This is a genomic window from Streptomyces azureus, from assembly GCF_001270025.1.
GTDB classification, from domain to species: Bacteria; Actinomycetota; Actinomycetes; order Streptomycetales; family Streptomycetaceae; genus Streptomyces; species Streptomyces azureus.
In genome coordinates this window covers 1-19,287 of sequence record NZ_DF968338.1, presented here as the reverse complement: position 1 = coordinate 19,287, position 19,287 = coordinate 1, and the positions used below count along the sequence as shown (strand labels likewise).

The window sequence follows — 19,287 nt, the reverse complement described above, 5'->3', positions numbered from 1 at the left end:
ATTCAGGCGGGTACGGGTTCAGACCTTGTCGACAATTCCCACCTTTCCCTCCGCGCGGGCGCAGTGGGCACCGCAGTACCACTGGCCGTCGACCTCGACGCCCTGGCCGATGATCTGTACCCGGCAGTGCTCGCAGATGGGGGCCATGCGGTGGATAGCGCAGGCGAAGCAGTCGAAGACGTGCACCGCCCCCTGCGCATGCACCTCGAAGGTCATTCCGTACTGATTGCCACATACCTCACAGGTCGCCATGCGCCACAGAGTGAGCCGTCGCCCCGGCCCGGGCGAGCGGCCGCCGGGCGAGTCGCCCGCCAATCACCCGTCCGTACGGTCGCCCCGGCGGCACCGCTCCGCCTACGGTCGCCCGGCGAGACCGCTCCGCCTACGGTCACCCCTCCGGCGCCGGCTCCACATCCGCGAGGAGTTGCCCGAACGCCGCCTCGTCCACGATCGGTGTGCCGAACTGCCGGGCCTTGACCACCTTGGACGTGCCCGAGTCCGGGTCGTTCGTGACGAGCAGGCTGGTCAGTCGGGACAGGCTGGTGGCCACGTGCAGCCCGGCCTCGGTCGCCCGGTCCTCCAGCAGTTCGCGCTCGGTCGAGGTGTCGCCGGAGAAGGCGACCCGCATGCCCTGCTTGAGCCGCCCGCCCGCCTCGTAGCGCCCCGGGTTGGGGTAGGGGCAGGCGGGGCGCTTCCGGGAGGGGCGCCAACTGGTCTGACGGTAGCCGCCGTAGCTTCGCGGGCCCGCCTGCTGCCCGATGCGGGGCGTGGCGGGGCGGTCCGACCACTCCGTCAGCGGCCGGCACTCGTGCAACGGCAGCCGTACGCCGTTCGCCGCCGCGGCCCTGAGGCTGGGCCGGAACGCCTCCGCCAGCACGCGCGCGTCGTCCAACGCGTGGTGCGCCCTTCGCTGGACGACGCCGAAGTGCGCGGCGAGCGACTCCAGCTTGTGGTTGGGCAGCGGAAGCCCGAGCTCCTTGGAGAGCGCGATGGTGCACAGCCGCTGCCGCACGGGCGCCTCGTACTTCGCGCGCGCGTACTCCCGGGCGATCATCTGCCAGTCGAAGACGGCGTTGTGCGCGACGAGCACCCGTCCCTGAAGCCGGGCCGTGAACTCCTCGGCGATGTCCGGGAAGAGGGGCGCGCCCTCGAGCGCCTCGCTCGTCAGTCCGTGGATCCACACGGGGCCGGGGTCACGCTCGGGGTTGACCATCGTGTACCAGTGGTCCTCGACCTCGCCGCGCGCGTCCAGCCGGTAGACGGCCGCGGAGATGATGCGGTCGTCCCGGGCCAGGCCCGTGGTCTCCACGTCAACGACCGCGTACCCCTTGGGATACGCGGCCGGCCACGACGTGGGAGAGAACGCCGCGGTCGTCAGGTCTTCCAGCATGGTTCCTGAGGATACGGGCCGCGACTGACACCGCCGTCCGTCAGGTGCGCAGGCTCCGCTCTTCCGATGCTCCCTCAGGCGTCTTGTCCGGTCTGTCCGTTCGCGAGACGTACGTCTGATCGACCCTCATCCGCCCGGCCGGGCGGCCACGCCGGATTGGTGGAGATCGCCAAGAAGCAAGCGCGTACCGTCGGTAATACTTGTCGGTAACAACGTCTAGCCGGGGCAGAGCGGCGGTCCTACGGTTCAGGCATGCCGAACCTGCCCGATGTCGTGCTGTGGTCGATACCCGCCTTTGTCCTGCTCACCGTGGTCGAGATGGTGAGCTACCGTCTCCACCCCGACGAGGACGCGGCGGGCTACGAGGCGAAGGACGCCGCGACGAGCATCGGCATGGGGCTCGGCAGCCTCGCCTTCGACTTCCTCTGGAAGATCCCGATCGTCGCCCTCTACACGGCCCTCTACGAACTCACGCCCCTGCGCGTGCCCGTGCTGTGGTGGACCGTCCCGCTGATGCTGCTCGCGCAGGACTTCTTCTACTACTGGTCCCACCGCGGCCATCACGTCATCCGCATCCTGTGGGCCTGTCACGTGGTCCACCACTCCAGCCGGAAGTTCAACTTCACCACCGCGCTGCGTCAGCCCTGGACGTCCCTGACCGTATGGCCGTTCTACGTTCCCCTCATCGCGGCCGGAGTGCACCCGGCCGCGCTCGCCTTCTGCTCCTCCGCGAACCTCGTCTACCAGTTCTGGATCCACACCGAGCGGATCGACAAGATGCCCCGGTGGTTCGAGTTCGTCTTCAACACCCCGTCGCACCACCGTGTCCACCACGCCTCCCAAGGCGGTTACCTGGACCGCAACTTCGGCGGCATCCTCATCGTCTGGGACCGGCTGTTCGGATCCTTCGTCGCCGAGACCGTGCGGCCCGTGTACGGACTGACCAAGAACATCAACACGCACAACCTGCTCAAGGTGGCGACGCACGAGTACGTGTCCATCGCGAAGGACCTGAAGGCAGCGCGCGACTGGCGCGAGCGTGCGGGGCGGGTGTTCCGGGGGCCGGGGTGGGGGCCTGCGCCGGCTCCGGCACCGGCGCTCACCATCAGGACGACCGAGGCCCCGGCCACGACCTCGTCGTCCGTCGGAAAGCCCACGTCGACGTGAGCCACTCCCGGCTCGTCCTCGGCGCCTTCGGTCTCGCCGTCGCCGTCGACCTCGGCTCCCTCGCGGCCGGCTTCGACGCCGGGCACGCCGTCGCCAAGCCGCTGCTGATGCCGCTCCTGGCGCTCTGGGCCGTCCTGCGCCGGGCACCCCGGCCGCTCGTGGCCGCCCTGCTGTTCGGCTGGGGCGGTGACGTCCTGCTGTTGTCCGACGCCGAGTCGGCCTTCCTCGCCGGCATGGGCTGCTTCGCGGCGGGACACCTCTGCTACCTCGTCCTCTTTTGGACGCACGGCAGCCGGTACGCGGTGCCACGCGCGCGTGCGGGCCTGCTCGCCCTGGGCTACGCCACCGCCCTGGTCACGACCGTCGCGCTGCTGTGGCCGGACCTGCCCGCGGACCTACGCCTGCCCGTCGCCGGGTACAGCCTCCTGCTCACGGCCATGGCGTACAGAGCCGCCATCCGGCTCGGCCTCTTCACCGGACTCGGCGGTGCGCTCTTCCTGCTCTCCGACACGCTCATCGCCACCGGCGTCGCCGACTGGCCGCAGCCGCCCGTGCCGGACTTCTGGATCATGCTCACGTACATCGCCGCACAGGTCCTCCTCGCCGGCGGCACGATCGAGGCGCTGAACGCGCGCAGGGCGCCGGCGGCGACGTACGGAGAGATGCGCGCCGTCTGAGACCCATCGGCGGACGGGGAACTTCACCAGCGCGTTCGGGAACGTCACCAGCGGATGGCGAGCGTCACCAGCGGATAGGGAGCGGAAGGGCCGTCAGCAGTCCGGACACGGCGACCACCAGGCCCAGCGCGACCACCTCCGCCCGTGCCGGCGCACAGGCGGTCAGCGGGTCGGCCGCCCGGCGCAACCGCTGCTGTGCCCACAGGGCGAGGGCGGCGACGGCGGCCACGAGAAGCACCTTGGCGAGCAGGGCGCGCCCGTACGCCGTCGCCGTCAGTTGCTCCAGGACCGTCTCCGGCGGCATCCGGCGCAGTGAACTCCACACGCCCGTGGCGGTAATGGCGGCGAGCAGAACGGCCGCCACGCGCGCGTAGAGACCCAGCAGGGCAGCGCCTTCCTCCGTGCCGTGCCGGCCGTGCCACAGCCGCAGGGTCCGCAGCGCGTGCAGCAGGCCGCCCGCCCACAGCGCCGCACAGGTCAGGTGGACGAGGGTCAGTCCGGAGCCGGTCAGCGGGGTGTGCTCGATCGCGGGGTGCGCGCGCAGGGCCTCGGCGACGACCACGGCGGCCAGCGGCCACAGCTGCGTGGCCGGCCGGCGCGACACGGCACACAGCCCCGCCACGAGGAACGCGTTGACCTCCAGCAGGGCGAGCTTGCCGTCCCTGGACGCGTAGAGCCCGCCCACGTCGATGTCCGACAGGCCGTCAGGGACGAGATTGCCCGTGGCCACGACCGAGGCGAGCCCGAGGGCGGCGAAGAACCCGGCGACGGCCGCGGGCGGTGACCAGCTGCGGGGCACGGCCGGCCGGCCGGTGGCCCTCTCCGCGCCGGGCACGGAACGCGCCAGCCGGTTCACGAACAGCTCGCCGATCGGTACGCACAGGGCCGCGAACAGCACCGCCCGCAGCAGGGCTATGCCGCCGGCGCCGGGCACGGAGGCCTCCCCGGTGCCCTGCAGCGCGGTGGACGGGCCGAGCAGCGGGATCAACGCGGCCAGTGCCACCAGCACCAGGAGGGCGGCGGGTCTTGTCAAGGTCACCCCGAGATCTTCACCAGCCTTCACAAGGCTGGCAAATCCGCGAGAACGAACTCAAGCAACCTTCGATGCGGCCGACCACCACAACCGGACTTCCTTGCGCACGTCCGTCGGCCGCAGCTCCCATCCCTGCGCGAGCGCCACCTCGGCGACGTACCAGCCGCCTACGCCGCGGTAGGCCCGCAGCGGTATCGCGCAGTCCTGCGGTGGCCGCGGCTTGTTCGGCTCGACCGGAGCCGAGGCCCGGGCGGTCCGCTTCGCGACCACCTTGTCCACGCGCGCCTTGTAGTACTCAGCATCTCCCTCATGCCGCAGCTCCGGCCAGGACACGCACCACGAGGCCAGGCGCGCGACCCGGTTCACCATCACCTCCATGGCGCGGAGGTAGCCGCGTTCAAGGGTGTTGCTGAACGCGGTGATCACCTCGGCGAACATGCCGACGACGAGAAACGCGGCCACCACCGCCACCCACAGCACACACACCACCGGAAACCACACCACACTCCCGGCGAACCGCAGGGCCAACTCCCATCTCGGCCGGACCGGTCGCGCTGTCCAGGTCGAGGGATCCACGTACACGTCCATGACAAAGAATCCTGCCGCAGACAGGAAGCGGGCCGGGCAGGTGTCCCCGCCCGGCCCGGACTACCTCCACACGAGCTCTACTTGGTCACCGCGTCCAGCGCGTCCGCGATGCCCCACCCGTAGAAGCCGTTGCGGTTCTTCGAACCCTCACACACCGCGTCGATCTTGCCGTCGGCGTCGATGTCGTAGGGGTCCGTGCACGGCGTGGCGTCGGCCTGCGCGTACAGCAGGGCCTTCACCAGGGCCGGAGAGGCGTACGGGTGCGTCGACTTGATGAGGGCGGCGACGCCCGCGACGTGCGGGGACGCCATCGACGTACCGGCCATGTAGCCCCACTTGCCACCCGGCAGCGTGCCCAGGATCAGACCGCTCGTGGCCGGCGGCGCCGGCTTCTGGTAGGCGGTCGAGTCGCCGCCCGGGGCGGCTATGTCGGCTACGCCGAGGCCGTAGTTGGAGAAGGACGACTTGATGCCCTTCGCACCCGTCGAGGCGACTGTGACGACGCCCGGCAGCTGGGTCGGGATGTCGAGGCACTCGGACGGGTCGACGACCCGCCCACCCGGCGTGGAGTCGTTCGGGGACGACGGGTCGGTGATCTCGTCGGCCGCGAGGTCGTAGTTCTCGTTGCCGGCCGCCGCGACGTTGACCGCACCCTTCTTCTCCGCGTACCGCGACGCCCGCGTGACCGCGTCCAGCAGCGCCTTCTGGTCCGGGTCGTTCTTGCAGTTGAAGTACCAGGGGTCGGTGTAATAGCTGTTGTTCGTCACGTCGACGCCGTGTTCGGCCGCCCACACGAAGCCGCAGACCACGGCCTCCGTGTAGAAGAAGCCGTCCGGGTTGGACACCTTGATGCCGGAGACCTTCACCCCGGGCGCGACACCGGTCATGCCGACGCCGTTCTTCGCGGCGGCGATCTCACCCGCCACATGCGTCCCGTGCGGGCTCTCCGATGCGCCAGGCCGCCAGGCCCCGTCGGACGTGTCCGGCTTGCCCGAGACACAGTTGACCGACGCGCCTCGGTCGAAGTTGGGCGCGATGTCGGGGTGGGTGTCGTCGACGCCGGTGTCGATCACGGCGACCGTGACCTTCTCGCTGCCCAGCGACTTCTCGTGCGCCTTGTCCGCCTTGATGGCGGGCAGGTCCCACTGCTGGGGCTCGAGCGGGTCCTGTCCGGCGGGGGCCTCGGCCCTGGCGACCTCGGCCGCGCTCAGCACCTTCGGCGCGCCCAGGTCGGCCGTCACCGCAGTCGGCAGCGGCGCCGTACGGGTGGCACCGGCCGACTGCACGCCGCGCACCGTGCGGATCGTCTTGGCGAAGTCGGGGTTCGAGGAGTGGACGACGATGACGCCGATCTGGTCGTACGACGTCACGACCGTGCCGCCGGCCTTGCCGACGGCCTTCTTCACGTACGCCGAAGTGCCGTGGCCCGGCTTGACGTTGACAACGTAGCTGAGCGAGGTCGCGTCGGCCGAGACCGCCGCGGGCGCCTCGTCGGCGGCCGCGGCCGTGGTGTTCGGCAGGAACGCGAGGGCCGTGGCCATGGCCATCCCGGCCGGGATCGCGACGGCGCGGCGGTAGCGCGCGTGCGGCGCTGTCATGGTGTCTCCAGTTCGTTCGCGGTACGAGCGGGCTGTGCGGGAGGTCTGGGAAGCGCGCGTCACTTGACCGCGCGCAGCGCGTTGACGATGCCGTACCCGTAGAAGCCATTGACGCGCTTGCCGCCCTCGCACACCGCGTCCTGCGTGCCGTCACCGTCCTGGTCGTACGACTCGGGGCAGGCAGTCGGGTCGGCCTGCGCCTTCATCAGGGCCTGGAGCTGGGCCGGGGACGCCCAGGGGTGCTTGGACTTCAGCAGCGCGGCCACACCGGAGGCGTGCGGGGAGGCCATCGAGGTGCCCTGGAGGAAGCCGTACGCGCCGTTCGGCATGGTGGACAGGATGCGGCCGTCCTTCGAGGGCGTGTCGGGTATCTGGTAGCGCCGGTCGCCGCCCGGCGCCGCGACGTCGACGACGCCCTTGCCGTACGTCGAGAAGTACGACTTCTCGTTGTCGACGCCCGTCGAGCTCACCGTGACGACACCCGGCAGCTGGGTCGGTATGTCGAAGCACTCGTGCGGGTCGATCGTGCGCTCGACGGGCGTGGTGTCGTTCGGGCTGGAGGCGTCGACGATCGCGTCCGCGTCCAGGTCGTGGTTGGAGTTGCCCGCCGCGGCGACGTTGAGCGTGCCCTTCTTCTGCGCGTACAGCTGCGCCCTGTTGACCGCGTCGACGATGGCTCGCTGGTCCGGATCGTCCATGCAGTTGTACAGCCACGGATCGACGTAGTAGCTGTTGTTCGTGATCTCGACGCCGTGGTCGGCGGCGAACACGAAGGCGCACACCACGCTCTCCGGGTAGAAGAGGCCGCTCGCCCGGTCGGTCACGTTGATGCTGGAGACCTTCACACCGGGTGCGACGCCCGCCACGCCGATTCCGTTGCGCGCGGCGGCGATCTCACCGGCCACGTGCGTGCCGTGGTAGTCCTCCGGGGTGTACGGCCGCCAGGCGCCCTGACTGGTGTCGGGCTTGCCGCCGGCGCAGTTGGCGGACTGCGACGCGGAGAAGTTCGGGGCGATGTCGGGGTGGGTGTCGTCCACGCCGGTGTCGATCACGGCGACGGTCACCTTGCCGCTGCCCGGGTTGATCTTCGCGGCCTTGTCGGCGCCGATCGCGCGCAGATCCCACTGGTCGGCCTCGAGGGGCTCGCTCTCGGGCGTCTTCGCCGAGGCGGCCTCGGTGCGCTTGGCCTGGGCGGCCGTCAGGTACTCGACCGCGCCCTCTTCCTTGGTCCCCGCGGCGGTCAGCGGCGCCGTGCGCGTCGCGCCCGCCGACTGGACCCCGCGCACCGTGCGGACGCTCTTGGCGAAGTCGGGGTTCGAGGAGTGGGCGACGATCACGCCGATCCGCTCGTACGTGGCCACGACCGTGCCGCCGGCCGCGCCGACCGCCTTCTTCACCGACGCGATCGTGCGACGGTCCACCTTGGTGTTGACGACGTACGCCAGCTTCGGCGCGTTTGCCGTCTGCGCGGCCGACTCGGCGCGCGGGGCCGCCGACGCGGCGGCGGGCAGGAAGCCCAGCGAGGCCGTCAGGGACAGCACGACGGGCACGGCAAGGGCGAGCCGGCGTCTGGAACGCAGATGAGACATGGGGTCTCCACATCCTCCGGAAACGAAACCGGCCCGAGGCACAGGTGGTGCTCGGGCAGGTACATGACGAGGTGGTGCAGGGTGAAGCTATCCCGCGCTCTCGCTGGCCAGCAACGTTTTGCCGAAACGACTTCGGAAAGAACGCCGCGCGGTTGAACCGGTTCTCGCGTGCCGCCGTGACGTTGGACAAGGAGCGCGAGGACACTCGCCTCCGTCCCTGTTCAAAACCGCTTCCGTAATCGCGAGGAGACGCTCCGTGGCCACCGACGCACCGCCCCCCTCGAAAGAGCAACACAAACTCCCCTCACCCGAGGAGTTCACCGAGGTGCAGGAGAGCGCGGAGTTCGGTGAACTGCGCCGCTCCTACCGCTCCTTCGCTTTCCCGCTGACCGTCGCCTTCATCGCCTGGTACCTGCTGTACGTCCTGCTGTCGAACTACGCGGGCGGCTTCATGGGCACCAAGCTGTTCGGCAACATCAACGTCGCCCTCATTCTCGGCGTCGCCCAGTTCGTCACCACGTTCCTCATCGCCTGGTGGTACTCGAAGCACGCCGCCGCGAATCTCGACCCCAAGGCCGAGGCCATCAAGTCCCGGATGGAGGGCGGCGCATGAGCACCGCACAGCAGACCCTTATCGCCGCGAACGAGGCCAGCGAGCACCGCCCGCTGATCATCACCCTGTTCGCGCTGTTCGTCCTGGCCACGCTCGGCATCACCATCTGGGCGGGCCGCCAGACCAAGGACGCCGCCGACTTCTATGCCGGCGGACGCCAGTTCAGCGCCTTCCAGAACGGCCTCGCCGTCTCCGGCGACTACATGTCGGCCGCGTCGTTCCTCGGCATCGCGGGCGCGATCGCCCTCTTCGGCTACGACGGCTTCCTCTACTCCATCGGCTTCCTGGTCGCCTGGCTGGTCGCCCTGCTCCTGGTGGCCGAGCCGCTGCGCAACTCCGGCCGCTACACCATGGGTGACGTGCTCGCGTACCGCATGCGCCAGCGCCCGGTCCGCACCGCCGCCGGTACGTCCACGATCGTCGTGTCGATCTTCTACCTGCTGGCGCAGATGGCCGGCGCGGGCGTCCTCGTCTCGCTGCTGCTCGGCATCACCTCCGACGCGGGCAAGATCCTCATCGTCGCCCTGGTCGGCATCCTGATGATCGTCTACGTCTCCATCGGCGGCATGAAGGGCACCACCTGGGTTCAGATGATCAAGGCCGTGCTGCTCATCGGCGGCACCCTCCTGATCACCTTCCTGGTGCTGCTGAAGTTCAACTTCAACATCTCCGACCTGCTCGGCACGGCCGCCGAGAACAGCGGCAAGGGCGCCGCCTTCCTGGAGCCCGGCCTCCAGTACGGCGCGACCGGCACCTCCAAGCTGGACTTCATCTCCCTCGGCATCGCCCTGGTGCTCGGCACCGCCGGCCTGCCGCACATCCTGATCCGCTTCTACACGGTGCCCGACGCCAAGGCCGCGCGTAAGTCCGTGAACTGGGCCATCGGCATCATCGGCGGCTTCTACCTGATGACGATCGCGCTCGGCTTCGGCGCCGCCGCGCTCATCTCACAGGAAGAGATCATCGCGTCCAATCCGTCCGGCAACACGGCGGCACCCCTGCTCGCCCTGCACCTCGGCGGCGTCGACTCGACCTGGGGCGCGATCCTGCTCGCCACGATCTCGGCGGTGGCCTTCGCGACGATCCTCGCGGTCGTCGCCGGACTCACCCTCGCCTCGTCGTCGTCCTTCGCGCACGACATCTACGCCAACGTCATCCGCAAGGGGCAGGCCTCGGGCGCCGAGGAGGTCCGCGCGGCCCGCTGGGCGACCGTCTTCATCGGCGTCGTCTCCATCGGCCTGGGCGCCCTCGCCCGCGACCTGAACGTGGCCGGCCTGGTCGCGCTCGCCTTCGCGGTCGCGGCCTCCGCCAACCTGCCGACGATCCTCTACAGCCTGTTCTGGAAGCGGTTCACCACCCAGGGCGCCCTGTGGTCGATCTACGGCGGTCTGATCGTCGCCGTGGGCCTGGTGCTGTTCTCGCCCGTCGTCTCCGGCGACCCCAAGGCGATGTTCCCCGACGTCGACTTCGCCTGGTTCCCGCTGAAGAACCCGGGCATCATCTCCATCCCGTTCGGCTTCCTCATGGGCTGGCTCGGCACGGTCCTGTCCAAGGAAGAGCCGGACGTCAAGAAGTTCGCGGAGCTGGAGGTCCGGTCCCTGACCGGCACCGGCGCCCACTGAGCACGAACCCCCTGACGCGGCCGCGCCGTAGGAACCTCCAGGTCCCTGCGGCGCGGCCGCGTTCCATGTCGTGGGATCGGGTCTGTGGGGATGTCAGTGGTGTCACGTAGGCTCGCAGGTGCCGGAGAGAGAGCGCTCCGGGCACGATCCGCGTCGAGGGAGGGGGCCCACGTGCTCATCGACACCTATGGCCGAAGGGCCACCGACCTGAGGGTCTCGCTGACCGACCGGTGCAATCTGCGCTGCACGTACTGCATGCCCGAGGAGGGCTTGCAGTGGCTGGCCAAGCCGGACCTGCTCACGGACGACGAGATCGTCCGCCTGATCCACATCGCGGTCACCTCCCTCGGCATCGAGGAGGTCCGCTTCACCGGCGGCGAGCCCCTGCTGCGCCCCGGCCTGGTCGGCATCGTCGAGCGCGTCGCCGCCCTCGAACCGCGGCCCCAGATGTCCCTCACGACCAACGGCATCGGCCTCAAGCGCACGGCGGCCGCCCTGAAGGCGGCGGGCCTGGACCGGGTCAACGTCTCCCTCGACACGCTCCGCCCGGACGTCTTCAAGACCCTCACCCGCCGTGACCGCCACAAGGACGTCATCGAGGGCCTGCACGCCGCGCGCGACGCGGGCCTCACGCCGGTCAAGGTCAACTCGGTCCTGATGCCGGGCCTCAACGACGACGAGGCCCCCGACCTCCTCGCCTGGGCCGTGGAGCACGACTACGAGCTGCGCTTCATCGAGCAGATGCCCCTGGACGCCCAGCACGGCTGGAAGCGGGACGGCATGATCACGGCCGGCGACATCCTGACTTCCCTGCGCGCGCGCTTCGAGCTGACCGCCGAGGGCGACGAGGCACGCGGCTCGGCACCGGCGGAGCGCTGGCTGGTCGACGGCGGGCCGCATGTCGTCGGCGTGATCGCCTCCGTCACCCGCCCCTTCTGCGCGGCCTGCGACCGCACCCGCCTCACGGCCGACGGCCAGATACGCACGTGTCTGTTCGCCCAGGAGGAGACCGACCTGCGCGCCGCCCTGCGCTCGGGCGCCCCGGACGAGGAGATCGCCCGCATCTGGCGACTCGCGATGTGGGGCAAGAAGGCGGGAGCGGGCTTGGACGACCCGACGTTCGTTCAGCCGGACCGGCCGATGTCGGCGATCGGTGGCTAGGGCTTCTGCGAGGACTCCCATTCCTCCAGCAGGACCACGTCCTTCAAGAACCCCCGCACCCCGAGGAACTGCGACAGATGCTCCCGATGCTCCTCGCACGCGAGCCACGTCTTACGCCGCTCCGGCGTATGGATCTTCGGGTTGTTCCACGCCAGCACCCATACGGCATCCGCACGGCAGCCCTTCGCGGAACAGATGGGCGTCTCGTCACTCACAGCTTCGTCTCACCACTGCACACAGAAAAGGCGACGCCGAGCAGCCACGGGGGGAGCTGCCCGGCGTCGGTCCGTCGCTCCGACGGGGGATGCGGAGCGCGTACGAAGTATGTCACGGGTAACCCCGAGCCCGGCACCTGAACAACATGATTGATCTGAGCTTTTCTTGAGCTTGGCGGGAAGATGACTTCCGTTTGTGATCGCCCGCGAGCGCCCCTACCGCTCCTGCGACTCGGTCCGCGCCCCCGGTACCGTCCCGGACACGGCATCTTCCGCCACGGATTCCGCGGGGCTGTCCTGCGTCCCCGACGGCGCGATCATCGGCCGCACCGGCGGCACCACGAACGTCGACGGCAGCGATGGCGCGTTCTCACGCCCGGCGTTCGCGATCACCACCGCGATGTACGGCAGCACCAGCCCGAGCACCAACGCCACGACGGCGACGTGCCGTTCGACGTTCCACAGGGTGGCCGCGAGGATCACGGAGATCGTGCGGACCGTCATCGAGATCACGTACCGGCGCTGCCGCCTGCGGACGTCCTCCTGGAGTCCGGCCCGGGCGCCGGTGATCCGGAACACCTCGACGTGTCCGCCGCCATGCTGCTTCCGCATCGCATTCCACCATCCGCCCGTATCGGATCTCCCCGCCCCGTAGCCGTCCTCGGCCGGTCGGGGAGCCTGGCCGGGACAGCTTCCACGTTACGCCGCGCCTGCGTCGGCCACGAGACCGGGGCCGGTCCGGTCCGGGCGAACGGACTGGTCCGTGCCGCGTATGGCTGCCCCCGGCATGCGGCGTAGGGCACCTGGGCCGACACTGGGCGTAGTGCTCACGTCAAGCCGTACGAGGAGGCAGCGATGGGGTGGTTGTGGGCGATCATCGTGGGACTGGTACTCGGTCTGCTCGCCAAGGCGATCATTCCGGGCAAGCAGCACGTCCCCCTATGGCTGACCGTCATTCTGGGCATGCTCGGCGCCATCGGAGGCAACGCCATAGCCCGGGCGGCGGGTGTGGACGCCACCGCGGGTATCGACTGGTGGCGGCACGTGTTCCAACTGGCGGCCGCGGTCGTCCTCGTCGCCATCGGCGACATGGCGTACACGGCGGTCCGGGGAAACAGACGAAGGGCATAAGGCGGCACAACGGCGAAGGGGACGGTCTCCGTCACCGGAGACCGCTCCCTCGCTCGCGCACTCAGGCGCCGGTGACCTCCACCGCCGCCAGGTTCTTCTTGCCCCGGCGCAGCACCAGCCAGCGGCCGTGCAGCAGGTCCTCCTTGGCGGGGACCGCGTCCTCGCCGGCGACCTTGACGTTGTTCACGTAGGCGCCGCCCTCCTTGACCGTGCGGCGCGCGGCCGACTTGCTGGCCACCAGGCCGACCTCGGCGAACAGGTCGACGACCGGGCCGAGCTCGGCGACCTGGATGTGCGGGACCTCCGACAGGGCAGCGGCCAGCGTCCTGTCGTCGAGCTCCGCGAGCTCGCCCTGCCCGAAGAGGGCCTTGGACGCGGCGATCACGGCGGCCGTCTGGTCGGCGCCGTGCACCAGCGTCGTCAGCTCCTCGGCCAGCGCCCGCTGCGCGGCCCGGGCCTGCGGACGCTCCTCCGTCTGCTTCTCCAGCTCCTCGAGCTCCTCGCGGGAGCGGAAGGACAGGATGCGCATGTACTTCGAGACGTCCCGGTCGTCCACGTTCAGCCAGAACTGGTAGAACGCGTACGGCGTCGTCATCTCCGGGTCGAGCCAGACGGCGCCGCCCTCGGTCTTGCCGAACTTGGTGCCGTCCGCCTTGGTCATCAGCGGCGTCGCCATGGCGTGCACCGTGGCGTCCGGCTCGAGCCGGTGGATCAGGTCCAGGCCCGCCGTGAGGTTGCCCCACTGGTCGCTGCCACCCTGCTGGAGCGTGCAGCCGTACCTCCGGTACAGCTGGAGGAAGTCCATGCCCTGGAGGATCTGGTAGCTGAACTCCGTGTAGCTGATGCCCTCGGAGGACTCCAGGCGCCGGGCCACGGAATCCTTGGTCAGCATCTTGTTGACCCGGAAGTGCTTGCCGATGTCCCGCAGGAACTCGATCGCGGAGAGGTTCTCCGTCCAGTCGAGGTTGTTGACCATGACGGCCGCGTTCTCGCCCTCGAAGTCCAGGAACGGCTCGATCTGGGAGCGCAGCTTGCCGACCCAGCCGGCGACCGTCGCCGGGTCGTTCAGCGTGCGCTCCGCCGTCGGGCGCGGGTCGCCGATCAGGCCCGTGGCACCGCCGACCAGCGCCAGCGGCCGGTGACCGGCCTGCTGGAGCCGGCGCACGGTCAGCACCTGCACCAGGTGCCCCACGTGCAGGGACGGCGCCGTCGGGTCGAAGCCGCAATAGAACGTGACGGGACCGTCCGCGAGCGCCTTGCGCAAAGCGTCCTCGTCAGTGGACAGGGCGAACAGCCCACGCCACTTCAGCTCGTCGACGATGTCCGTCACGGTTCTCGTGTCTCCTTGATGATCTTCGGGCAGTCGGGTGACAGCCGACTACGAGGTTATACGCCCTGACTGACAGAGCTCATATTGAAATCCGGGACGCGCAGCGCGGGCATCGCGGCCCTGGTGAACCAGTCGCCCCACTCCCTGGGCAGCGTCTTCTCGGTGCGTCCGGCCTCCGTGGCCCGGCCGAGGACGCCGACCGGCGACTCGTTGAACCGGAAGTTGTTCACCTCGCCGGTCACCTCGCCGTTCTCGACCAGGTAGACGCCGTCCCGGGTCAGACCGGTGAGCAGCAGCGTCGCCGGATCGACCTCCCGGATGTACCACAGGCAGGTCAGCAGCAGCCCCCGCTCGGTGCTCGCGACCATCTCCTCCAGGGAGCGGTCCTCGCCCCCGTCCAGGATCAGGTTCTCGATGCCCGGCGCCACGGGCAGGCCGGTCAGCCCGGCACTGTGGCGGCTGGTCGTCAGGTGCCGCAGCTCGCCCCGGCTCATCCACTCGGTGGGCGCGAGCGGCAACCCGTTGTCGAACACCGACTGGTCGCCCCCGGAGGAGTGCGCGATCACGAAGGGCGCCGACTCCAGGCCGGGCTCGTTCGGATCGCTGCGCAGCGTCAGCGGCAGGTCCGTCAGCTTCTCGCCGACCCGCGTACCGCCGCCCGGCTTGGAGAACACCGTGCGGCCCTCCACCGCGTCCCGGCCCGACGCCGACCACAGCTGGTAGATCAGCAGGTCCGCGACGGCCGTCGGCGGCAACAGCGTCTCATAGCGGCCCGCGGGCAGCTCCACGCGCCGCTCGGCCCACCCGAGGCGCACGGCCAGCTCCGCGTCCAGCGCCGCCGGGTCGACGTCCTTGAAGTCCCGTGTGGAGCGGCCGGCCCAGGCGGACCGGGTCCGGTCCGGCGACTTGGCGTTCAGCTCCAGCGTCCCGTTCGGCTGGTCGTGCCGCAGCCGTAGCCCCGTGGACGTCCCCACATACGTCGACACCAGCTCGTGGTTGGCGAAGCCGTACAGCTCCCGGCCGCCCGCACGCGCGCGTGCGAAGGCCTCGCCGAGCGCCGGAGCGAAGTCGGCGAACACGGCGGAAGAGGTCTCGGCGGGCGCCTCCGTGAACTCCGGTGCCTGCGCGACGCCCGTGACCAGCGGCTGCGCGTCCTCGGCGGGCCCGGCGCCGCGCGCGGCGGCCTCGGCGGCCCGCACCAGCGGCTCCAGCTCGTCGGCCGTCACGGCGGACCGTGACACGACCCCCGAGGCCGTGCCCTCCTTGCCGTCGACCGTCGCGATGACGGTGAGCGTGCGTCCGCGCGTGACACCGTTCGTGGTCAGCGCGTTGCCCGCCCAGCGCAGGTTGGCGGTGGACTGCTCGTCCGCGATGACGACACAGCCGTCCGCCCGGGACAGTTCGAGGGCCCGCTCGACGACCTCGTGCGGCTTGGTGGTGCGCGCGCTCATCGACCGGCCTCCTGGGTGGTGTTGAGGATGTTGACGCCCTTGAAGAGGGCCGACGGACAGCCGTGCGACACGGCCGCGACCTGGCCCGGCTGGGCCTTGCCGCAGTTGAAGGCGCCGCCCAGGACGTAGGTCTGCGGACCGCCGACGGCGGCCATCGAGCCCCAGAAGTCGGTCGTCGTCGCCTGGTAGGCCACGTCCCGCAGCTGCCCGGCCAGCCGCCCGTTCTCGATCCGGTAGAACCGCTGCCCGGTGAACTGGAAGTTGTACCTCTGCATGTCGATCGACCAGGACCGGTCGCCGACGACGTAGATGCCCCGCTCCACGCCCCCGATCAGATCCTCGGTCGACATGCCCGCCGGGTCCGGCTGCAACGACACGTTGGCCATGCGCTGCACCGGCACGTGCCCGGGGGAGTCGGCGTAGGCGCATCCGTTGGACCGCTCGAAGCCGGTCAGCCTCGCGATCCGCCGGTCCAGCTGGTAGCCGACGAGCGTGCCGTCCTTCACCAGATCCCAGGACTGCGCGGCGACACCCTCGTCGTCGTACCCGATCGTGGCCAGGCCGTGCTCGGCGGTGCGGTCGCCGGTGACGTTCATCAGCTCCGAGCCGTACCGCAGCTTGTTCAGCTGGTCGAAGGTGGCGAAGGAGGTGCCGGCGTAGGCGGCCTCGTAGCCGAGCGCGCGGTCCAGCTCGGTGGCGTGCCCGATGGACTCGTGGATTGTCAGCCACAGGTTGGACGGGTCGACGACCAGGTCGTACAGGCCCGCCTCGACGCTCGGCGCGCGCATCTTCTCGGCGAGCAGTTCGGGGATCTGCTCCAGCTCGCCCTCCCAGTCCCAGCCGGTGCCCCGCAGGTACTCCCAGCCGCGCCCCACGGGCGGCGCGAGGGTGCGCATGGAGTCGAACTCGCCACTCGACTCGTCCACCGCCACGGCGTTGAACACCGGGTGCAGCCGCACCCGCTGCTGCGTGGTCACGGTCCCGGCGGTGTCGGCGTAGAACTTGTTCTCGTGGACGGTGAGCAGCGAGGAGTCGACGTGGTCCACCCCGCCGGCCGCCAGCAGCCGCGCGCTCCACTCCGCGATCAGCCCGGCCTTCTCCTCGTCGGGCACGGTGAACGGATCGATCTCGTACGACGAGATCCAGGTCTTGTCGGCGTGCATCGGCTCGTCAGCCAGCTCGACGCGCTCTTCGGATCCGGCCGCCTTGATCACCTTGGCGGACAGCTTGGCCATGGCCACCGCCTGCCCAGCGACCCGGGCCGCCGCGTCCAGGGTGAGGTCGACGCCGGACGCGAACCCCCAGGTGCCGCCGTGCACCACCCGCACCGCGTACCCGAGGTCGGTGGTGTCCGACGACCCGGCGGGCTTGGCGTCCCGGAACCGCCAGGAGGCGTTGCGTACCCGCTCGAACCGGAAGTCCGCGTGCTCGGCGCCCAGCGCACGCGCGCGGGCGAGGGCCGCGTCGGCGAGGGCGCGTAGGGGAAGGGCCGTGAAGGCCTCGTCGATGGTATGAGGCACCGCCGTCTCTTTCTGTCGAGGTGACCGTGGTTGCCGTACGTTCGTGACTGCTCCGATCATGTCGCCTCATCCCGCGCGCGGGCCACGAGTTTCCCGACCCGGGCGCACGGCTTTCTGTAGGGACCCGACAGTGAGTCCCGTACGCCACTGTGGGTGCCCGATTGTCCGCAGCCCTGTCCGGACCGATAGGTTTTCGAGGAAGCCGCCTGTCATCACCGCCTGTCGTCCAGGCGCCCGGGCGGGGCAGTCAGACCGCTATCGAAAGGGTGATCCGTTGAGCCGCTCGGTTCTCGTCACCGGAGGCAACCGGGGCATCGGCCTCGCCATCGCCCGCGCTTTCGCCGATGCCGGCGACAAGGTCGCCATCACGTACCGCTCGGGTGAGCCGCCGGCCGGATTCCTCGCCGTCAAGTGCGACATCACCGACGCCGAGCAGGTGGAGCAGGCCTACAAGGAGATCGAGGAGACCCACGGCCCCGTCGAGATCCTCGTCGCCAACGCCGGCGTCACCAAGGACCAGCTCCTGATGCGCATGTCCGAGGAGGACTTCACCTCGGTCCTCGACACCAACCTCACCGGCACCTTCCGTGTGGTCAAGCGCGCCAACCGCGGCATGCTGCGCGCCAAGAAGGGCCGCGTCGTCCTGATCTCGTCGGTCGTCGGGCTGCTCGGCTCCGCGGGGCAGGCCAACTACGCCGCCTCCAAGGCCGGCCTCGTCGGCTTCGCGCGCTCCCTCGCCCGTGAGCTGGGCTCGCGCAACATCACCTTCAACGTCGTCGCGCCCGGCTTCGTCGAGACCGACATGACCGCGGTGCTCTCCGACGAGCAGCGCGCCGGCATCGTGAAGCAGGTCCCGCTCGGCCGGTACGCGCAGCCGGAGGAGATCGCCGCGACGGTGCGGTTCCTCGCCTCGGACGACGCCTCGTACATCACTGGAGCCGTCATCCCCGTTGACGGCGGACTGGGAATGGGTCACTGATCACCATGAGCGGAATTCTCGAGGGCAAGCGCGTCCTGATCACCGGTGTGCTGACGGAGGCCTCCATCGCCTTCCACACCGCCAAGCTGGCCCAGGAGCAGGGCGCCGAGGTCATCCTCACGGCGTTCCCGCGGCCCACGCTGACCGAGCGCATCGCCAAGAAGCTCCCCAAGCCCACCAAGGTCATCGAGCTCGACGTGACCAACGACGAGCACCTCGGGCGCCTGGCCGACATCGTCGGCGAGGAGCTCGGCGGCCTCGACGGTGTCGTGCACTCCATCGGCTTCGCCCCGCAGGACGCCCTCGGCGGCAACTTCCTCAACACGCCGTTCGAGTCGGTCGCCACCGCCATGCACGTCTCGGCGTACTCCCTGAAGTCGCTGACCATGGCCTGTCTGCCGCTGATGCAGAACGGCGGCTCGGTCGTCGGTCTGACCTTCGACGCGCAGTTCGCCTGGCCGCAGTACGACTGGATGGGTCCGGCCAAGGCCGCCCTGGAGGCCACCAGCCGCTACATGGCCCGCGACCTGGGCAAGCAGAACATCCGCTGCAACCTGGTCTCGGCCGGCCCGCTCGGCTCCATGGCCGCCAAGTCCATCCCGGGCTTCAGCGAGCTGGCGTCCGTGTGGGACTCCCGCTCCCCGCTGGAGTGGGACCTGAAGGACCCCGAGCCGGCCGGCCGCGGCGTCGTGGCGCTGCTGAGCGACTGGTTCCCGAAGACCACCGGCGAGATCATCCACGTCGACGGCGGTCTGCACGCCATCGGAGCCTGATCTCCCGTACGCCGTAGGCGCCCCGTTTCCCGCAGCGCGCGGGGAGCGGGGCGTCACCCGTTCGGGTCATCCGGCCGGGCGGGAGAGGCTCACAACCGGGCACCCTGGAGTACGCGTTCACCACGCGATCCCCTCCCCAGCACGGCCGAGGAGGTCCCCTTGTGCGCTTGTCCCGCCGAACGGCCTCACTGTCCCTCGCCGTCGCTCTCGTGATGACCCTGGCGTACGAGGCGGCGCCCCACGCGCGCGTGCCCGCCGCCGAGCAGGAGTCGGCGGAGCCGTTCGGCGCCGCGTGCCGGACCCGCGTCACCGGTTCCCGGGTGACCGCGTACTGCCACAACCCCTACCCGCAGGCCGACCGTGTGAGCCTGCACGTCGAGTGCGCCCGCTGGTGGGACATCGACACCGACAGCTCCCCGGTGGAGGCCGGGCCCGCACAGACCGTGCGGC

The 19,287-nt window shown here is 70.1% G+C and carries 20 protein-coding genes; 9 read left to right on the top strand and 11 right to left on the bottom strand.

Annotation, left to right across the window (positions count from 1 at the left end; translation table 11 throughout):
• Positions 1-18 precede the first annotated feature (18 nt).
• Positions 19-252 (bottom strand): hypothetical protein, encoded by a 234-nt coding sequence (locus AOQ53_RS25730; RefSeq protein ID WP_078945499.1) that lies wholly within the window; start codon positions 250-252, stop codon positions 19-21.
• A 136-nt stretch (positions 253-388) separates the two neighbouring features.
• The gene (locus AOQ53_RS25725) at positions 389-1,390 is read right to left on the bottom strand and encodes a DEDDh family exonuclease (RefSeq protein WP_059420804.1); all 1,002 of its coding nucleotides are present in this window, start codon (positions 1,388-1,390) and stop codon (positions 389-391) included.
• Positions 1,391-1,642: 252 nt separating this feature from the next.
• On the opposite strand from AOQ53_RS25725, the gene AOQ53_RS25720 reads away from it, so the two are divergent.
• Together AOQ53_RS25720 and AOQ53_RS25715 are read left to right on the top strand one after the other, a co-directional pair.
• Positions 1,643-2,557: a sterol desaturase family protein gene (locus AOQ53_RS25720; protein ID WP_059420802.1), complete on the top strand. Its 915-nt coding sequence runs from the start codon at positions 1,643-1,645 to the stop codon at positions 2,555-2,557.
• The gene (locus AOQ53_RS25715) at positions 2,554-3,234 is read left to right on the top strand and encodes a lysoplasmalogenase (protein WP_059420800.1); all 681 of its coding nucleotides are present in this window, start codon (positions 2,554-2,556) and stop codon (positions 3,232-3,234) included. Before AOQ53_RS25720 ends, AOQ53_RS25715 begins: the two co-directional genes overlap by 4 nt.
• A gap of 64 nt (positions 3,235-3,298) precedes the next feature.
• Here AOQ53_RS25715 and AOQ53_RS25710 read toward each other — a convergent pair whose 3' ends face one another.
• From AOQ53_RS25710 to AOQ53_RS25695, 4 genes are all read right to left on the bottom strand, one after another.
• Positions 3,299-4,273, bottom strand: coding sequence for a CopD family protein (locus tag AOQ53_RS25710; RefSeq protein WP_174523348.1), 975 nt, complete (start codon positions 4,271-4,273; stop codon positions 3,299-3,301).
• A 51-nt stretch (positions 4,274-4,324) separates the two neighbouring features.
• Entirely contained in the window at positions 4,325-4,795 is a 471-nt protein-coding gene (locus AOQ53_RS25705) for a hypothetical protein (protein ID WP_236711819.1), read from the bottom strand.
• Positions 4,796-4,932: 137 nt separating this feature from the next.
• Positions 4,933-6,453, bottom strand: coding sequence for a S8 family peptidase (locus AOQ53_RS25700; protein ID WP_059420796.1), 1,521 nt, complete (start codon positions 6,451-6,453; stop codon positions 4,933-4,935).
• A 59-nt stretch (positions 6,454-6,512) separates the two neighbouring features.
• Positions 6,513-8,042, bottom strand: a complete 1,530-nt coding sequence (locus tag AOQ53_RS25695) for a S8 family serine peptidase (RefSeq protein ID WP_059420795.1) — start codon at positions 8,040-8,042, stop codon at positions 6,513-6,515.
• Between the two features lie 256 nt (positions 8,043-8,298).
• Here AOQ53_RS25695 and AOQ53_RS25690 point away from each other — a divergent pair, with 256 nt between their 5' ends.
• The 3 genes from AOQ53_RS25690 (at position 8,299) to moaA (ending at position 11,438) form a co-directional block, all read left to right on the top strand.
• Positions 8,299-8,655, top strand: a complete 357-nt coding sequence (locus tag AOQ53_RS25690; protein ID WP_059420793.1) for a DUF485 domain-containing protein — start codon at positions 8,299-8,301, stop codon at positions 8,653-8,655.
• Positions 8,652-10,277, top strand: a complete 1,626-nt coding sequence (locus AOQ53_RS25685; protein WP_059420792.1) for a solute symporter family protein — start codon at positions 8,652-8,654, stop codon at positions 10,275-10,277. Before AOQ53_RS25690 ends, AOQ53_RS25685 begins: the two co-directional genes overlap by 4 nt.
• A gap of 171 nt (positions 10,278-10,448) precedes the next feature.
• The gene (gene moaA / locus AOQ53_RS25680; RefSeq protein ID WP_059420791.1) at positions 10,449-11,438 is read left to right on the top strand and encodes a GTP 3',8-cyclase MoaA; all 990 of its coding nucleotides are present in this window, start codon (positions 10,449-10,451) and stop codon (positions 11,436-11,438) included.
• Here moaA and AOQ53_RS25675 read toward each other — a convergent pair.
• Both AOQ53_RS25675 and AOQ53_RS25670 read right to left on the bottom strand, forming a co-directional pair.
• Positions 11,435-11,653, bottom strand: coding sequence for a hypothetical protein (locus tag AOQ53_RS25675; protein WP_059420789.1), 219 nt, complete (start codon positions 11,651-11,653; stop codon positions 11,435-11,437). The two genes, moaA and AOQ53_RS25675, sit on opposite strands and share 4 nt — an antisense overlap.
• Before the next feature lie 216 nt (positions 11,654-11,869).
• Positions 11,870-12,265: a DUF3099 domain-containing protein gene (locus tag AOQ53_RS25670; protein ID WP_059420787.1), complete on the bottom strand. Its 396-nt coding sequence runs from the start codon at positions 12,263-12,265 to the stop codon at positions 11,870-11,872.
• 243 nt (positions 12,266-12,508) lie between these two features.
• Between AOQ53_RS25670 and AOQ53_RS25665 the strand changes: the two genes are divergently transcribed.
• Positions 12,509-12,784 carry a GlsB/YeaQ/YmgE family stress response membrane protein gene (locus AOQ53_RS25665; protein WP_059420786.1) on the top strand — a complete coding sequence of 92 codons (276 nt, stop codon included), beginning with the start codon at positions 12,509-12,511 and terminating at the stop codon, positions 12,782-12,784.
• A 61-nt stretch (positions 12,785-12,845) separates the two neighbouring features.
• Here the strand turns inward: AOQ53_RS25665 and tyrS are convergent, their stop codons facing one another.
• The 3 genes from tyrS to AOQ53_RS25650 are packed head-to-tail and all read right to left on the bottom strand — an operon-like array spanning position 12,846 to position 17,085.
• Complete coding sequence (gene tyrS / locus AOQ53_RS25660; RefSeq protein ID WP_059420785.1) at positions 12,846-14,114, bottom strand: tyrosine--tRNA ligase; 1,269 nt, start codon at positions 14,112-14,114, stop codon at positions 12,846-12,848.
• Positions 14,115-14,170: 56 nt separating this feature from the next.
• Positions 14,171-15,565 carry a metallopeptidase TldD-related protein gene (locus tag AOQ53_RS25655; RefSeq protein ID WP_059420784.1) on the bottom strand — a complete coding sequence of 465 codons (1,395 nt, stop codon included), beginning with the start codon at positions 15,563-15,565 and terminating at the stop codon, positions 14,171-14,173.
• On the bottom strand, positions 15,562-17,085 hold the full coding sequence (locus tag AOQ53_RS25650) for a TldD/PmbA family protein (RefSeq protein ID WP_059420783.1): 1,524 nt from the start codon (positions 17,083-17,085) through the stop codon (positions 15,562-15,564). The genes AOQ53_RS25655 and AOQ53_RS25650 overlap by 4 nt, the downstream gene beginning before the upstream one ends.
• Before the next feature lie 274 nt (positions 17,086-17,359).
• Between AOQ53_RS25650 and fabG the strand changes: the two genes are divergently transcribed.
• The 3 genes from fabG to AOQ53_RS25635 all read left to right on the top strand — a co-directional run.
• Positions 17,360-18,064, top strand: a complete 705-nt coding sequence (fabG, locus tag AOQ53_RS25645) for a 3-oxoacyl-[acyl-carrier-protein] reductase (protein ID WP_059420780.1) — start codon at positions 17,360-17,362, stop codon at positions 18,062-18,064.
• A gap of 5 nt (positions 18,065-18,069) precedes the next feature.
• Positions 18,070-18,837, top strand: a complete 768-nt coding sequence (gene fabI / locus AOQ53_RS25640; protein ID WP_059420778.1) for an enoyl-ACP reductase FabI — start codon at positions 18,070-18,072, stop codon at positions 18,835-18,837.
• Positions 18,838-18,998: 161 nt separating this feature from the next.
• A partial coding sequence (locus AOQ53_RS25635) for a hypothetical protein (protein WP_059420777.1) occupies positions 18,999-19,287 on the top strand: 289 nt, incomplete at its 3' end.

Excerpts from the sequence above, each read along its gene's own strand:
- AOQ53_RS25730 (WP_078945499.1), bottom strand. The coding sequence starts at position 252 with ATGGCGACCTGTGAGGTATGTGGCAATCAGTACGGAATGACCTTCGAG.
- AOQ53_RS25725 (WP_059420804.1), bottom strand. The coding sequence starts at position 1,390 with ATGCTGGAAGACCTGACGACCGCGGCGTTCTCTCCCACGTCGTGGCCG.
- AOQ53_RS25720 (WP_059420802.1), top strand. The coding sequence starts at position 1,643 with ATGCCGAACCTGCCCGATGTCGTGCTGTGGTCGATACCCGCCTTTGTC.
- AOQ53_RS25700 (WP_059420796.1), bottom strand. The coding sequence starts at position 6,453 with ATGACAGCGCCGCACGCGCGCTACCGCCGCGCCGTCGCGATCCCGGCC.
- AOQ53_RS25695 (WP_059420795.1), bottom strand. The coding sequence starts at position 8,042 with ATGTCTCATCTGCGTTCCAGACGCCGGCTCGCCCTTGCCGTGCCCGTC.
- AOQ53_RS25685 (WP_059420792.1), top strand. The coding sequence starts at position 8,652 with ATGAGCACCGCACAGCAGACCCTTATCGCCGCGAACGAGGCCAGCGAG.
- AOQ53_RS25670 (WP_059420787.1), bottom strand. The coding sequence starts at position 12,265 with ATGCGGAAGCAGCATGGCGGCGGACACGTCGAGGTGTTCCGGATCACC.
- AOQ53_RS25665 (WP_059420786.1), top strand. The coding sequence starts at position 12,509 with ATGGGGTGGTTGTGGGCGATCATCGTGGGACTGGTACTCGGTCTGCTC.
- AOQ53_RS25655 (WP_059420784.1), bottom strand. The coding sequence starts at position 15,565 with ATGAGCGCGCGCACCACCAAGCCGCACGAGGTCGTCGAGCGGGCCCTC.
- fabI (WP_059420778.1), top strand. The coding sequence starts at position 18,070 with ATGAGCGGAATTCTCGAGGGCAAGCGCGTCCTGATCACCGGTGTGCTG.